This window comes from Amycolatopsis cynarae, assembly GCF_026802195.1.
GTDB classification, from domain to species: Bacteria; Actinomycetota; Actinomycetes; order Mycobacteriales; family Pseudonocardiaceae; genus Amycolatopsis_E; species Amycolatopsis_E rhizosphaerae.
The window spans coordinates 599961-613750 of record NZ_CP113836.1 but is presented as its reverse complement, the minus strand read 5'-3'; the positions used below and the strand labels follow the sequence as shown (position 1 = coordinate 613750).

At 70.3% G+C, this 13790-nt stretch carries 16 protein-coding genes; 7 read left to right on the top strand and 9 right to left on the bottom strand.

Annotated features, from left to right (window positions below; genetic code table 11):
* Positions 1-7 precede the first annotated feature (7 nt).
* Positions 8-481: a hypothetical protein gene (locus tag ORV05_RS02960; protein ID WP_268756913.1), complete on the bottom strand. Its 474-nt coding sequence runs from the start codon at positions 479-481 to the stop codon at positions 8-10.
* A 261-nt stretch (positions 482-742) separates the two neighbouring features.
* Between ORV05_RS02960 and ORV05_RS02955 the strand changes: the two genes are divergently transcribed.
* Both ORV05_RS02955 and ORV05_RS02950 read left to right on the top strand, forming a co-directional pair.
* The gene (locus tag ORV05_RS02955; RefSeq protein WP_268756912.1) at positions 743-1651 is read left to right on the top strand and encodes a diacylglycerol/lipid kinase family protein; all 909 of its coding nucleotides are present in this window, start codon (positions 743-745) and stop codon (positions 1649-1651) included.
* 289 nt (positions 1652-1940) lie between these two features.
* Positions 1941-2195, top strand: coding sequence for a WhiB family transcriptional regulator (locus ORV05_RS02950; RefSeq protein WP_144593246.1), 255 nt, complete (start codon positions 1941-1943; stop codon positions 2193-2195).
* A gap of 227 nt (positions 2196-2422) precedes the next feature.
* On the opposite strand, the gene ORV05_RS02945 is transcribed toward ORV05_RS02950, so the two are convergent.
* A complete protein-coding gene (locus tag ORV05_RS02945; protein WP_268756911.1) occupies positions 2423-3925 on the bottom strand; it encodes a sensor histidine kinase in 1503 nt (500 codons plus the stop codon).
* Positions 3926-4044: 119 nt separating this feature from the next.
* Between ORV05_RS02945 and ORV05_RS36415 the strand changes: the two genes are divergently transcribed.
* The gene (locus ORV05_RS36415; protein WP_098515123.1) at positions 4045-4119 is read left to right on the top strand and encodes a 50S ribosomal protein bL37; all 75 of its coding nucleotides are present in this window, start codon (positions 4045-4047) and stop codon (positions 4117-4119) included.
* Positions 4120-4190: 71 nt separating this feature from the next.
* Here ORV05_RS36415 and rsrA read toward each other — a convergent pair whose 3' ends face one another.
* A complete protein-coding gene (gene rsrA / locus ORV05_RS02940) occupies positions 4191-4508 on the bottom strand; it encodes a mycothiol system anti-sigma-R factor (RefSeq protein ID WP_268756910.1) in 318 nt (105 codons plus the stop codon).
* The gene (locus ORV05_RS02935; protein ID WP_407652768.1) at positions 4505-5275 is read right to left on the bottom strand and encodes a sigma-70 family RNA polymerase sigma factor; all 771 of its coding nucleotides are present in this window, start codon (positions 5273-5275) and stop codon (positions 4505-4507) included. The genes rsrA and ORV05_RS02935 overlap by 4 nt, the downstream gene beginning before the upstream one ends.
* Before the next feature lie 73 nt (positions 5276-5348).
* On the opposite strand from ORV05_RS02935, the gene ybaK reads away from it, so the two are divergent.
* The gene (gene ybaK, locus ORV05_RS02930) at positions 5349-5825 is read left to right on the top strand and encodes a Cys-tRNA(Pro) deacylase (RefSeq protein ID WP_268756909.1); all 477 of its coding nucleotides are present in this window, start codon (positions 5349-5351) and stop codon (positions 5823-5825) included.
* 10 nt (positions 5826-5835) lie between these two features.
* Here ybaK and ORV05_RS02925 read toward each other — a convergent pair whose 3' ends face one another.
* Together ORV05_RS02925 and ORV05_RS02920 are read right to left on the bottom strand one after the other, a co-directional pair.
* Complete coding sequence (locus tag ORV05_RS02925; RefSeq protein WP_268756908.1) at positions 5836-6444, bottom strand: alpha/beta hydrolase family protein; 609 nt, start codon at positions 6442-6444, stop codon at positions 5836-5838.
* Between the two features lies 1 nt (position 6445).
* On the bottom strand, positions 6446-7201 hold the full coding sequence (locus ORV05_RS02920) for an SOS response-associated peptidase (RefSeq protein ID WP_268756907.1): 756 nt from the start codon (positions 7199-7201) through the stop codon (positions 6446-6448).
* A 94-nt stretch (positions 7202-7295) separates the two neighbouring features.
* Here ORV05_RS02920 and rsgA point away from each other — a divergent pair, with 94 nt between their 5' ends.
* The 3 genes from rsgA to ORV05_RS02905 all read left to right on the top strand — a co-directional run bounded on the left by rsgA (position 7296) and on the right by ORV05_RS02905 (position 10061).
* On the top strand, positions 7296-8285 hold the full coding sequence (gene rsgA / locus ORV05_RS02915) for a ribosome small subunit-dependent GTPase A (RefSeq protein WP_268756906.1): 990 nt from the start codon (positions 7296-7298) through the stop codon (positions 8283-8285).
* 40 nt (positions 8286-8325) lie between these two features.
* On the top strand, positions 8326-9162 hold the full coding sequence (locus tag ORV05_RS02910; protein ID WP_268756905.1) for a LolA-like protein: 837 nt from the start codon (positions 8326-8328) through the stop codon (positions 9160-9162).
* Positions 9163-9251: 89 nt separating this feature from the next.
* Complete coding sequence (locus ORV05_RS02905) at positions 9252-10061, top strand: hypothetical protein (RefSeq protein ID WP_268756904.1); 810 nt, start codon at positions 9252-9254, stop codon at positions 10059-10061.
* 128 nt (positions 10062-10189) lie between these two features.
* On the opposite strand, the gene pruA is transcribed toward ORV05_RS02905, so the two are convergent.
* Genes pruA through ORV05_RS02890 form a run of 3 tightly spaced genes read right to left on the bottom strand, consistent with a single transcriptional unit; the run spans position 10190 to position 13754 of the window.
* Entirely contained in the window at positions 10190-11818 is a 1629-nt protein-coding gene (gene pruA, locus ORV05_RS02900) for an L-glutamate gamma-semialdehyde dehydrogenase (protein WP_268756903.1), read from the bottom strand.
* 44 nt (positions 11819-11862) lie between these two features.
* Positions 11863-12354 (bottom strand): DUF6912 family protein, encoded by a 492-nt coding sequence (locus tag ORV05_RS02895; protein ID WP_268756902.1) that lies wholly within the window; start codon positions 12352-12354, stop codon positions 11863-11865.
* Positions 12351-13754 (bottom strand): WS/DGAT/MGAT family O-acyltransferase, encoded by a 1404-nt coding sequence (locus ORV05_RS02890; protein ID WP_268756901.1) that lies wholly within the window; start codon positions 13752-13754, stop codon positions 12351-12353. The genes ORV05_RS02895 and ORV05_RS02890 overlap by 4 nt, the downstream gene beginning before the upstream one ends.
* Positions 13755-13790: the final 36 nt, after the last annotated feature.

The following is a 13790-nucleotide window of genomic DNA, read 5'->3' as shown; positions in this document are numbered from 1 at the left end:
GGGTTGCCTATAGATCCTTCTCGTGCTGGGCGGCGCGGCCTGCCATCCCGCCGCGGCGGGCGGCTTCCTCTTCGCTCTCGCCCTCCCGCTGGCCCAGCGACCAGGCCCGTGCGGGCTGGCGGAACAGCAGCACCAGGATCAGCAGACCGAGCAGGATCACCGGCACCCCGAAGACCGGCCGGCCCGACGGCCCGGTGAGGTACCAGCCGACACCCGCGGTGATCAGCGCGAACACCACCCCGGGCGAGCGCGCCCAGGTGTGGCCGAAGCCGAGCCCGGCCGCGCAGCCCAGCACGGCGACCGCGAGCAGGGCGTAGAACGCCGCCTCCGCCAGCAGGTTGTTGCTGGGCGCGTCCGAGGTGCCCGGTGCGACGAGCAGCAGCACACCGAGGACCAGGAGGGCGACACCGGGCAGCGCCGTGAAGAGCCCGGCGAGCCGGACCTCACGCGGCGCCGGAACGATCTTGTCTGCGAGCCACACGGGAAACGAGCCTCTCACCTGGGTCTGTGACCTTGCGTGAACAGTTTCGATGGTATGCCACCCGGTCGGCCGTTTTCGAACCCTGGCCAAGAGGGTCAAGATCGGGGGGTCGTCGGCGAGCGGGCGGTCGGCCCGGGTGCACTTGTCACGACGAGCGGCCCGATCGAGTGATGGGAGGTCCCACCGGCACTCGCAACGGTTACTCGTGACTTGCAACTCCGCGGCCCCTCCCTCGGCCCTCCGGTGACCTACCCTGCGGTAGTGCGCGCGCTTCTCGTCGTCAACCCGCAGGCCACCTCGACCACTCCGGGCGGCCGCGATGTGCTGGCGCACGCCCTGGCGAGCCAGGTGAAGCTCGAGGTCGTCGAGACCGACTACCGCGGCCATGCGCACGCACTGGCGCGGAGCGCGGCCCGGGAGGGGATCGACCTGGTCGTCGCCCACGGTGGCGACGGCACGGTCAACGAGGTGGTGAACGGCCTGCTCACCGGCGGGCCGGGCAACGCACCGGCACTCGGTGTGGTGCCGGGCGGGTCGGCGAACGTGTTCGCGCGCGCGCTCGGGATCGCCCGTGACCCGGTCGAAGCCACCCATCAGCTGCTCGGCGCCATCGAGGGCGACCGCAGCCGCCGGGTGGGGCTCGGCCGCGCCGACGACCGCTGGTTCACCTTCAACGCCGGGCTCGGCTGGGACGCCGACGTCGTGGCCGCGGTGGCCGACCGCCGCGGGAAGCAGACGAACGCACTGCTGTACCTGCGGGCGGCCGTCACCTGTTACTTCCGGCCGCCGCTGGGCAAGATCCCGCTCACCGTCCACCTGCCCGGCGAGGAGCCGGTGTCCGTGCGGACCGCGTTCGTGTCCAACACCGACCCCTGGAGCTACCTCGGCCACCGTCCGGTGCGCCTCAACACGGGGACCTCGTTCGATACCGGACTGGGTCTGTTCGCCCTGCGGAAGCTGGGCCTGCCCACGGTGTTCCGGCACGGGCGCCAGGCGTTGCGCGCCGATGCCGTTCATCGCAGCCGCCCACTGGTCCGCCACGACGACCTTCCGACGCTCAGCGTCTCGGCCGAACAGCCGGTAAACTTCCAGGTAGACGGAGATCTGGTAGGCCTGCGAACCCGTGTCGAGTTCGTGAGCGTGCCGGGAGCCTTGACCGTTTTGGTATGAGCGGGCCGCGTCCTCACGGTCTCCCTGGGTGATCGTACCGGGCAAAGTGCGAGTTGCCGCTCATCGACGCCAAGGCCCCGCTCACCGCATCGTCCTCCGCGACGGAAGGTCGTTTCGGCGAGAAACCGCAGGTCAGGCGGGTCGCCCGAGTAGGTGAGCTCACTCACCGATGTGTAAAAAACCCTTGTCGAACCCGGTGCTTCGTGAAAGCATTCACAAGCACCCCAAAAAACGACCGCCATGACGACCTGTGGCGCAAAAACTTGCGCCCCCAGAAGGAGCTCACGAAATGGACTGGCGCCACGACGCGGCCTGCCGAGACGAGGACCCCGAGCTGTTCTTCCCGGTAGGGAACAGCGGTCCCGCTCTGTCGCAGATCGCCGCGGCGAAAGCCGTATGCCACCGCTGCACGGTGGCCTCCGACTGCCTGGCCTGGGCTCTGGCCAGCGGTCAGGACGCCGGCGTGTGGGGCGGTATGAGCGAGGACGAGCGTCGCGCCCTCAAGCGCCGCCGCGCTCACATCGGCACCCGCAGCAACGCCTGAACGCAACGATACGGCGCGGCTTGGCGCGGCCCTGCACCGGGGCCTCCCACCGGCCGCGCGGGACTGTTCAGTCCGCCGCAAGACGCCCTGAGGGCCGGTTCCCCCTTTCGCTGGGTACCGGCCCTCACGCGTCTGCTCAGGAGAGAGCGCAGCGGGGGACGTTTGCTGCGATTGATTCGCAGCAAACGTCCCCCGCTACCGGCGCACGCCCGGCACCGCCACGCACATCACAACCGGCGGCTCAAGGGGATGCGCAGGGCGGCCTCGGTTCCCCGCTCGCCGTCGCGCAGGCGGCGCAGGGACAGTGAGCCGCGCAGTTCCGACTCGATGAGCGTGCGGACGATCTGCAGGCCCAGTCCGTCCGCCCGCTCCAGGGAGAACCCAGAGGGCAGACCACGGCCGTTGTCGCGGATCAGCACGTCCAGCCAGCGCGCCGAGCGGGACACCGAGATCTCGATCCTGCCGGGGCGGCCATCGGGGAAGGCGTGCTCCACCGCGTTCTGCACCAGTTCCGCGAGCACCATCACCAGCGGTGTCGCGATCTCCGCCACCACGATCCCGAACGAACCGGTGCGCGTGATGCTCACCCGCGACTCGGCCGTGGCCACCTCGCCCACCATCGGCAGCACGTTGTCCAGCAACTGGTCCAGGTCGACCCGTTCGTCCACCGACACCGACAGCGCCTCGTGCACCATCGCGATCGAGGAGACCCGGCGCACCGATTCCGTCAGCGCCTGGCGCGCCTCCGGGCTCGCCGTCCTCCGCGACTGCAGGCGCAGCAGCGCCGCCACCGTCTGCAGGTTGTTCTTCACCCGGTGGTGGATTTCGCGGATCGTGGCGTCCTTGGACAGCAGTGCCCGGTCACGCCGCTTGACCTCGGTCACGTCCCGCACCAGCACCAGCGCCCCGGCCGGCTGGCCGTGGGGCCGCAGCGGCAGCGCCCGGAACAGCACGACGGCGCCACGACGCGAGTCGGCCTCGGTGCGGCTGCCCGGCTTGCCGTCGAGCGCGTCGAGGATGCGGTGGGCGACCTCGGTGGCGTCGAACGGGTCCCGGATCAGCGACCGGGTCAGCGGGGCGAGCCGGGTGCCCACGAGATCCGACTCGTGCCCCATCCGGTGGTAGGCGGACAGCCCGTTGGGACTGGCGAAGACCACGTTGCCGGAGGCGTCCAGCCGGATCAGCCCGTCGCCCACCCGGGGGCTGGTGTGCACGTCGCTCTGCGAATCCGGGCTCGGGAACGTCCCGTCCGCAATCATCTGGCACAGATCGCCCGCGCTGCCGAGGTAGGCCACCTCCAGCGGGCTCGGCACCCGGGGCGCGGCGAGGTTCGTCTCGCGGCTGAGCACGGCGATGACCTTGCCTTCGAAGGTGACCGGCACGGCCTCCCGCCGCATCGGCAGGTCCCGGTACCAGTGCGGATCCTCCTCGCGGCAGATCCGCACCTCCCGGATGGCCCTGGCCAGCTGCGGGTGCTCGTCGACGGTGAACCGCGTGCCGACCACGTCCTCCGGGTGCGCGGTGGGCGCGGTGGTGGGCCGGGCCTGGGCGACACAGACGAAGTCGCCCCCCTGCTCGCTGTGCTCCGGCGAGACCGGAACCCACAGCAGGAAGTCGGCGAAGGAAAGATCGGCGAGCAGCTGCCACTCGGCGACCACAGCCTGCAGGTGGTCGGCGGCCTCACCGGAGAGGGCGGTGTTCTCCGCCAGCAGGTCGGAAAGCGTGGACAAGGTTCACTCCACTGTGTTCGCGCTGGGCATCCTCGTCATCCAAGCAGAGCCGGACCGGGTAGGCAGCGCCCGGGCACCGCCTGCCACACTGGTCGAGCAAGCTAGACCGAGGAGTGGACATGTCCAAGCGTGCCCGTAAGCGTCGCGACCGCAAGAAGAACGGTGCGAACCACGGCAAGAAGCCCAACGCCTGAGTTCTGGGCAACGAGAAGGCCCCGGTGCACTCCGCACCGGGGCCTTCTCACGTCTCGACCGGGGGCCCCGGTCACTCACTCTTCTCGATGCTCACCTCGGTGCGCTCGACGGTCAGCCCGCCGTGCATCTGCACGGTCCGGCGGATCGAGGCCCGCAGCCTCCGCTTCAGCTCGGCCGGGGCGAGATCACCGCCGCACTTGCGGGCCAGCAGCTGCTTGATCGCCTCGTCGATGCCGTATTCCTCCAGGCAGGGCGGACAGTCCTCGATGTGCCGCCGCAACTCGGCGTCCCGCTCGGGACTGCATTCGCGGTCCAGCAGCAGGAAGATCTCGGCCAGCGCCTCGTCGCAGTGGAGCTTGTCCTTGCCGTGCTCGGAGCTCGCGTTCATCGCGCCACCTCCTGTCGAGCGCCACGGATGAAGCCGCGCTCGCGTGCGACATCGGCCAGCAGATTGCGCAGCTGAGCACGGCCACGGTGCAGCCGGGACATCACGGTGCCGATCGGCGTGTCCATGATTTCGGCGATTTCCTTGTACGCGAAACCTTCGACGTCGGCAAGGTACACCGCGAGCCGGAATTCCTCGGGCAGTTGCTGCAGCGCGGCCTTCACGTCGCTGTCCGGAAGCCGGTCCATGGCCTCGACCTCGGCCGAACGCAGGCCGGACGAGGTGTGGCTCTCCGCCTGTGCGATCTGCCAGTCGGTGATCTCCTCGGTCGGCTGCTGCACCGGCTGGCGCTGGCGCTTGCGGTACCCGTTGATGTAGGTGTTGGTGAGGATGCGGTACATCCAGGCCTTGAGGTTGGTGCCCTCCTTGAAGGAGGCGAACGCGCCGTAGGCCTTGAGGTAGGTTTCCTGCACCAGGTCCTCGGCGTCGGCCGGGTTCCTGGTCATCCGCATGGCCGCCGAGTACAGCTGGTCAAGCAGAGGCATCGCGTCCCGTTCGAAGCGCTCCGCGCGTTCGTTCTCCTGCTCCTCGACCCCGGGTATCGCGTCCTTCGGCGTGCTCGGCAAACCGTTCCCTTTCCCATCCACATCGCGGTACGCAGTTGACTGCTTCGAGGATACGCGGACGGCTTTCACCTGGCTGGGCACGGCGGCTTGCCCCGGAGGGGTGAGCACCGGCATCCGGCCGCGAGGGCGGGCGAGTTCGGTCATCACGCCGTGCACAACGACAATGCCCGCGGGGGCATTCCCCGGCACGCGGAGATCAGCGGCATAGAGTTCGGTCGTGGCTGGAAAGGGAACACCGGCGACCGCCGCGCTCGCCAAGCACAAGATCGTTCACAAGCTGCACGCCTACGAGCACGACCCGAAGCACGAGTCGTACGGCCTGGAGGCGGCGGAAGCGCTCGGGGTGGACCCGGCGCGCGTGTTCAAGACCCTGGTGGCGGAGGTGGACGGCAAGCTCACCGTGGGGGTGGTTCCGGTGACCGGGCAGCTGGACCTCAAGGCGCTCGCCGCCGCGGCGGGCGGGAAGCGGGCGAAGATGGCCGACGCCGCCGCCGCGCAGCGGGCCACCGGCTACGTCCTCGGCGGGATCTCCCCGCTCGGCCAGCGCAGCCGCCTTCCCCTGGTCATCGACTCCTCCGCCACCGGTTTCGACACCGTGTACTGCTCGGCGGGCCGCCGCGGGCTGGAGGTGGAGCTCGCCCCGGCCGAGCTGATCCGGCTCACCTCGGCCGTCGTCGCCCCCATCGCGGGCTGAAACGCCGGTTTCACACCAGCGGGCGCAGCACGCGGGAAAGCCATTCGGACACGGCGCGGAACAGGGCGTCCGGATCCTTGTCGAGGGCGTGCGTGCCGGGGATGACGACGAGCTCGTGATGCGGCCCGGCCTCCGGACGGCCGAACGGGTCGCTCTCCCCCTGCACCACCAGCGCCGGTACCGGCACGGCGTCCAGCTCCGCCTGTCGCGACTTCTCCGGCTTGCCGGGCGGATGCTCGGGGAAGGCCAGGCACAGCACGGCCACGGCCTGTCCCTCGGCGGCGGTGCGGCAGGCCACGCGCGCCCCGGACGACCGGCCGCCGAAGACCTGCGGCAGGTCGTCGAAACGGTCTGCCAACTCTTCCGCCACGGCCAGCCAGGCAGTGTCCAGCTGCTTTGCCGGCGCGGGGGCCCGGCGCCCGGCCACCCGGTAGGGCTGCTCGACCAGTGCCACGTGCACCCCGGCGGCCTTGGCGGCCCTGGCCACGGTGACCAGGTCCTTCGCCTCGATCCCGCCGCCGGCACCGTGGCCGAGGAGCAGCACCGCGAGTCCGTCCTGCGCGCAGTGCAACTCGGCCCGGGCGGGGCCGTACGGCGTGGGGATCTCGATGGTGGTCATGTCACTTCGGCAGTTCGAACAGGGGCTCGTCGAGGTCGGCCGCCGCGGGCTCGACCCGGGCGACGAGCTCGGGGCCGTTGTTGCGCACGTTGTTCACGCGGTCGGAGACGGGCCGCAGTTCGAGCGAGTCGACGAGGTCCTCCGCGGGGGCGAGGAGCTCGCCCGCCTCGGTGCGGTCCGGATCCAGCCAGTCCGCCCAGCGCCGTCGCGGCATCGCCAGCGGCATCCGCTCGTGGATCTCGGTCAGCCTGCCGACCGCGTCGGTGGTGATGATGGAGAACGTGACCAGCGGCGGAGCGTCGCGGTCCTTCGGATCCCGCCAGCTCTCCCAGATCCCGGCGAAGGCGAGATCCTCACCGGTCAGGTAGAAGGGTTCCCTCTTGCCATCGGTCCTGCGCCACTCGTACCAGCCGTCGGCCGGAACCAGGCAGCGCCGCTGTGCGAGCGCCCGTTTGAAGGCGGGTTTCTCGCTCGCCGTCTCGGCCCTGGTGTTGATCATCCGGTTGCCCACCGAGGGATCCTTCGCCCAGAACGGGACCAGGCCCCAGCGCATGACCCGCAGGGTGCGCACCGACGGCTCCTCGGTCAGCACGTGTCCCTCCGCGTCGCGGGGATGCCGCTGCACCACGGTGATCGCGTTCTTGGTCGGCGCCACGTTGTAGTCGGCACCGCGAGTCTGCCCGCCGGTTTCGTCCGCCGCGTCGAACTCCCGGACCAGCTCGGCCGGGTTCTTCGTCGCGGCATAACGGCCGCACATGTCGCCCAACTCCTTTTCGCAGGTGCTCGAACAACCATCGTGACACAGATCAGGGATCATCGTGACCGACACCCGCACCGGGAGGGAGAACGGTTTGTCCGGCAGGGATTGGCGCAAGCTCGACGAAAGTGACGTGCGGGTCCGCCCGGGACGTGGCTCCCGGCCCCGCAGCAAGCGCCGCCCCGAACATGCCGACGCGGTGGGCGCGATGGTCATCGCCGTCGATCGCGGACGCTGGACCTGCGCGGTCGGCGGTGACCCCGGCAGGCTGGTGACCGCGATGCGCGCCCGCGAACTCGGCCGCACTCCGGTGGTGGTGGGCGACCAGGTCGGTGTGGTCGGCGACGTCAGCGGCAGGCCGGACACGCTCGCCCGCATCGTGCGGGTGGAGGAGCGCCGCAGTGTGCTGCGCCGGACCGCCGACGACACCGATCCCTTCGAACGCATCGTGGTCGCCAACGCCGAGCAGTTGCTCATCGTCAGCGCGCTGGCCGATCCCCCGCCGCGCACCGGTTTCATCGACCGCTGCCTGGTCGCCTGCTACGCGGGCGGACTGCGTCCCGTGCTGTGCCTGACCAAGGCCGACCTCGCCGATCCCGGCGAGCTGCTGGAGCGCTACGCCGACCTCGACGTGCCCGCCGTGGTCACCCGCCACGACGAGGACTCGCTGCCGCTTTCGGACACCGTCAACGGCCGGGTCTCGGCGCTCGTCGGCCATTCCGGCGTGGGCAAGTCGACCCTGGTCAACCGGCTCGTGCCGGACGCGGAGCTGGCCACCGGGGAGGTCAGCGCGGTGGGCAAGGGACGGCACACCTCGGTCGCCGCAGTGGCCCTGCCGCTGCCCGGCGGCGGCTGGGTGATCGACACCCCCGGCGTGCGCTCGTTCGGGCTGGCGCACATCACGGCCGACGACATCGTCTCCGCCTTCCCGGAATTCGCCGAAGTGGCCGAAGAATGCCCGCCGGGTTGCGGTCATCTCGGCGCCCCGGAAGACCCGGACTGCATGCTCGACCAGGTGCCGCAGGCGCGCCGTCTCGCTTCGCTACGGCGCCTGCTGGCATCCAGGACCGGCATGCAAACATGATCGCCTCACAGAAACGTGACTTTTGACAGGGGAAACACAAGTGAAGAAGCTTGCGCTCACCGTCGGTGGTCTCGCGCTCACCGTCGCCCTGACCGCGTGCGGCGCCAAGGCGGGCAACGGTACCGGTAACACGGCGGCGGGCACGAATGCGACCGGCGGGATGTCCGCGCTGTTCAGCAACGCGCAGGACCTCGCCCACGCCGCCTCGTCGAAGACCGGCCAGGCCAAGACCGCGAAGTTCAGCATGGACATGTCGATGGGCGCGCAGTCGATGAAGGCGCAGGGCTCCGGCGACTTCGACCCCGCCAAGCCGGCGGTGCAGATGACCATGAACATCGGCGAGATGACCGAAGAGATGCGCATCGTCGACAACACGGTCTACATCAAGCTGCCCAAGGAGCTCAGCGCCAAGACGGGCAGCAGCAAGCCGTGGGTGAAGACCTCGGCGGACAGCATGATGGGCAAGCAGCTCGGCGCGGGCAAGGCCGACCAGAACGACCCGAGCAAGATGCTGGAGAAGGTGCAGCAGGCGGGCACCATCACCAAGAGCGAGCAGACCGTGCTGGACGGCCAGCCGGCCACGCACTACGTGATCACCGTGGACCTGAACAAGGCCGTGCAGGTCATGGGTTCCGAAGTCGACAAGACCGTGCTGGACAAGATCGCGGGCAAGAACGTCACCTTCCCGATGGAGATCTGGCTCAACAGCGACATGCTGCCGGTCCAGATCACCGAGGACCTCGGCGACATGATGAAGGCCGCGGGCGCCCCGGCCGGGACCGACCAGGTCAAGGTGACCATGAAGTACACCGACTGGGGAGCCCCGGTCGACGTCCAGGCCCCGCCCGCCGACCAGGTCGGCACCATGGGGAACTGACTCCCACGAGCGGGGTCCGGCACGGCCGGACCCCGCTCGTTCCCGTCTGTGCGCCCTTTTCCGAACTCCGAGTTCCGCCTGGGGGAACGATGAAGAAGCCCGTCCTTGCCGCCTGCGGCCTCGCGCTCGCCGTCGCGCTGGCCGCTTGCGGCGCCAGGACCACGGGCGGCTCCGGCGACGGCGCCCCGGCGCTGTTCGGCAACGCCCAGGACCTCGCGCGCGCCGCTTCCGCGAAGACCGGCCAGGCCAAGACCGCGAAGGTCGGCTACGACCTGACCGTGGGCAGCGAACGGATATCGGCGCAGGGCGTCGCCCGCTGGGACGGGGAGAAGGCCCTGCGGTTGGTCGTCGGAACGCCGCCCGCGGTGGAAACCATGATCATCACCGACGGGTCGCTCTACGTCCAGGTACCCGAGAGCGTCCGAGCCTCGACGACCAGCGGCAAACCCTGGGGCAAGGCCCCGGCCGACAGCGACGTCGGCAGGGCTGTCGCGGCGCGCCAGTCCCGGGCCACCGACCCGGGTGAGACGCTCGACAGGATGCGCCAGGCCGGCACCATCGACCGGAGCGAGCAGACGGTGCTCGACGGTCAGCCGGTCACGCACTACTGGATCACGCTGGACCTGTCCAAGATGATCCAGCTCATGCAGGGCGAGGTCGCTCCGGCGTCGCTGGACAAGCTCAGGGGCGGGAACGTAAGGGTCCCGACGGAGATCTGGCTCAACAGCGATCTGCTGCCGGTCCAGCTCACCGAGGACCAGACCGTGATGATGCAGGCGCTCGGTCAGACCGGCGGCGACCACGTCGGCTTCACCGTGAAGTACACCGACTGGGGAACCCCGGTCGACATCCAGGCCCCACCCGCGGACCAGGTCGGCGACCTGCACCCACCCCGCTAGAGCCTGCTTTGTGGTTTGAGGAACCACGTCAGAACCCGCGGCGGTGCCGGTTGACGGCCCACCGCAAGCGGCTCCGCCGCTTGGGAAACACGGGCTAGGACCGTGAGGGGCCCTCACGGCACCCTCGCTCAGCCCATGTGCGGGTAGCGGAAGTCGGTAGGGGCGTCGAAGGTCTCCTTGACCGACCGCGGGCTGGCCCATCGCAGCAGGTTGAACATCGAGCCCGCCTTGTCGTTCGTCCCGGAGGCCCGCGAACCGCCGAAGGGCTGCTGGCTCACGATCGACCCGGTGGGTTTGTCGTTGACGTAGAAGTTCCCGGCGGCGAACCGCAGCGCCCGGTGCGCCTGCTGCACCGCCGCGCGGTCGTCCGCGAACACCGCGCCGGTGAGGGCATACGGCGACGTGCCGTCGACGAGTTCGAGGATCCGCTCGTACTCGCCGTCCTCGTAGACGTGCACGGCGAGGATCGGGCCGAAGTACTCGGTGGCGAGGATTTCGTGCCGCGGGTTGTCCGACAGCAGCACGGTCGGTTCGACGAAATACCCGACCGAGTCGTCGCAGTGCCCGCCCACCAGGACACTCAGCTCATTATCACCGTCCACACCGGCCAGCAGGGCCCGGTGCCTTGCGAACGCGCGGGCATCGATCACCGCGCCGCCGAACAGCGAGAAGTCGGTGATGTCGCCGTAGGCGACCGTGCGCGTGACGTCGGCGAGCTCCTCCCGAAGCCCGCTCTCCCAGAGTGAACGCGGCAGATAGGCCCGCGACGCGGCCGAGCACTTCTGCCCCTGGTACTCGAAGGCGCCCCGCACCAGCGCGGTGACCAGCTTGTCCCGCCGCGCCGACGGGTGCGCCACCACGAAGTCCTTCCCGCCGGTCTCGCCGACGATCCGCGGGTAGCCGCGGTAGCGGTCCAGGTTCTCCGCGATCCGCCGCCAGAGCAGTTTGAACGTCCTGGTCGAGCCGGTGAAGTGCAGGCCGGCGAAACCGGGGTCGGCGAGCGCGACCTCGCTGACCGCCTGCCCGTCCCCGGTCACCAGGTTGATCACGCCGGGCGGCAGGCCCGCCTCCTCCAGCACCCGCATCGTGTAGTGCGCGGCCAGCTGCTGCGTCGGCGTCGGCTTCCACAGCACGGTGTTGCCCATCAGCGCGGGCGCGGTGGGCAGGTTCCCAGCGATCGCGGTGAAGTTGAACGGCGTGATCGCGACGACGAACCCGTCCAACGGCCGGTAGTCCATCCGGTTCCAGCCGCCCGGCGCCGAGTTCGGTTGCTCGGCCAGTATCCGGCGCGCGTAGTGCACGTTGAACCGCAGGAAGTCGATCAGCTCGCAGGCCGCGTCGATCTCGGCCTGCTGCACCGACTTCGACTGTCCGAGCATGGTCGCGGCGTTGAGCGTGTCCCGGCGTGGCCCGGCGATCAGGTCGGCGGCGCGCAGGAAGACCGCGGCTCGCTCGTCGAAGGGCAGCTCGCGCCAGGCCGGAGCCGCCTGCTGCGCCGCGGCGACCGCCTCGGCCACGTCTTCCGGGGTGGCCTGCGCCGACACGCCCAGCACATGCCCGTGGTCGTGAGGCTGCACCACTTCGAAGGTCTCGCCGCCGGCGAGCCGCGACCGCCCGCCGATGGTCATCGGCAGCTCGTGCTTCTCGCCTTCGAGCTCGGCGAGCCGCCGGCTCAGCGACTCCCGCTCGGCGCTGCCCGGGGCGTAGCTGCGGACGGGCTCGTTCGTCGGGGTGGGAACGAGGGTGACGGCATCCATCGAGGGCTCCTCCCTGAGGACTGGCTTGTGGCCTGCCCTCAACGCTAGAGCAGCTCGAGGAGGAACGGCAGCTCCTGCGGGGCGTACCAGGCGAGCTCGTGGTCCTCCGCGTCGCCGAGGGCGAATTCGGCGTCCGGGTCGCCGAGGTCGGCCGCGTCGATGACGGCGGCAGCCGAGCGCACCGCCTCCTCCGCCTCCGATGCGTCCACGTGCACCGCCGCGACGTCGGCGAGCACCACCGGCCCGGCCACCTTCACCACCGCCGCGTCCAGATCCGGGCGGATGGTGACCTCGTCCGCGTCCGCCGCGATGACCACGCGGCGCGACAACTCCTTCTCGTCGTCGGCGAGCAGCCTCAGGCTGGCTCGCGCGGCGTCGGCCAGCGCCGCGTACTCGAGTTCCTCCGTGGAGCCGCTGACGTAGGACTCCCGCAGCGCCGGGGTGAGCGCGAACCCCGTACCGCCCACCGGATGCAGCTTGCCCTCCGTCACGAGCTTGCGCAGCATCCCGATCGTCGCCGGCAGATAGACCCTCACCTGTGCGCACCCTTCAGTTCTTCCAGCGAGTCCTCGACCATGGTGGCGAGGTTGCCCACGTCCCAGACCGCCTTGCGATCCCCGTTGAGTCCGAAGTAGACGTTCCCGTGATAGGACGTCACCCCGATGGCCAGCGCCTGGTTGCGGGCCAGCGGGAGGACCGGGTACATCTCGGTCATCCTCGCCTGCCCCGCGTACAGCCACTCCTGCGGCCCCGGCGAGTTCGTGATCACCAGGTTGACCAGGCGGCCGGGATCGGTCCCGGCCGCGCGGACCGCGAGCGAATGCATCGTCGCCGGGGCGAACCCGCCGACCTTCAGCATGGCACGGGCGGCCACCGAACGGCCCGGATCGGTGTGAGCGCGCATCGCGTGGCTCAGGTGCTGCAGGCGCAGCACCGGGTTCGGCTCCCCCACCGGCAGGTCGACCACATGCGCCTCGATCTCGTTGTTCACCAGGCCCGCCGTGGAGAACCGCGCCGTCCCCGGTTCGAGCACGGCCATCGGCACCATGGCCCGCACCGTGCTGGCCCCGGTCACCGCCACCCCGCGCGACACCAGCCATTCCCGCAGCGCGCCGGTGACGGCGGCGAGCACGATGTCGTTCACCGTACCCCCGTGCACGGCACGGATGCGCCGGAAGTCGTCCAGCTCGCTGCGGACCACCGCGAACACGCGGCCACCGGACAGGGGCGCGTTCAGCGGCCCTGCCGGGGTGGGGCGCAGCAGTGACCGGACCTTCGACGCCACCCCGCCCACCGATCCGGTGAGCCGGTCGGCGGCCGCCACGACGTCCCCGAGCGCGGCCCGGGCGTTCTCCACCAGCTCCGCGGGCCGTTGGGTGGTCTCACCCAGCGCGTCGAGCACCAGCTGGGTCGCCGAGGGCAGGCGGCGGGGGGTCCAGATGTCCTCGTACGGCTCGCAGAGCTGCGGCTCGGTGTCGAGGATGAGCTGGCCCAGCTCGACGGTGCCGGAACCGTCGACCACCGCCTGATGCGTCTTGGTGATCAGGGCGACCCGGTTCCCGGCGAGCCCCTCGACGAAATAGGCCTCCCACAGCGGCCGGTCGTGGTCCATCGGCCGCGCCATCAGCCGCGCCACCAGGTCGAACAGCTGCTCGTCGCTGCCCGGTGACGGCAACGCCGACCGGCGTACGTGGTAGGTGAGATCGAAGTCGACGTCGTCCACCCACACCGGGCGGGCCAGGTGGCCCGGCACGGCCAGCACGCGCTGCCGGTACCGGGGCAGGTAGCCGAGCCGCTGCCCGATCAGGCAGAGCAGCTGCTCGTAGTCGAACCGCCCGGCGCGTTCGAACACCGCGACCCCGCCGACATGCCGGGGGGTGGTGGCGTCCTCCTGGGACAGGAACGACGCGTCCAGTGCGGAGAGGCGGTCGGGCATGAGGCGATCCTGACAGACCACGCCCGAACCGGGAAA

What these genes read in the sequence shown, in the direction of transcription:
- ORV05_RS02935 (WP_407652768.1), bottom strand. Translation starts at nt 5,275, where the DNA reads ATGACCGAACTCGCCCGCCCTCGCGGCCGGATGCCGGTGCTCACCCCT.
- ORV05_RS02890 (WP_268756901.1), bottom strand. Translation starts at nt 13,754, where the DNA reads ATGCCCGACCGCCTCTCCGCACTGGACGCGTCGTTCCTGTCCCAGGAG.
- ORV05_RS02905 (WP_268756904.1), top strand. Translation starts at nt 9,252, where the DNA reads ATGAAGAAGCCCGTCCTTGCCGCCTGCGGCCTCGCGCTCGCCGTCGCG.
- ORV05_RS02925 (WP_268756908.1), bottom strand. Translation starts at nt 6,444, where the DNA reads ATGACCACCATCGAGATCCCCACGCCGTACGGCCCCGCCCGGGCCGAG.
- ORV05_RS02920 (WP_268756907.1), bottom strand. Translation starts at nt 7,201, where the DNA reads ATGTGCGGCCGTTATGCCGCGACGAAGAACCCGGCCGAGCTGGTCCGG.
- rsrA (WP_268756910.1), bottom strand. Translation starts at nt 4,508, where the DNA reads ATGAACGCGAGCTCCGAGCACGGCAAGGACAAGCTCCACTGCGACGAG.
- ORV05_RS02950 (WP_144593246.1), top strand. Translation starts at nt 1,941, where the DNA reads ATGGACTGGCGCCACGACGCGGCCTGCCGAGACGAGGACCCCGAGCTG.
- pruA (WP_268756903.1), bottom strand. Translation starts at nt 11,818, where the DNA reads ATGGATGCCGTCACCCTCGTTCCCACCCCGACGAACGAGCCCGTCCGC.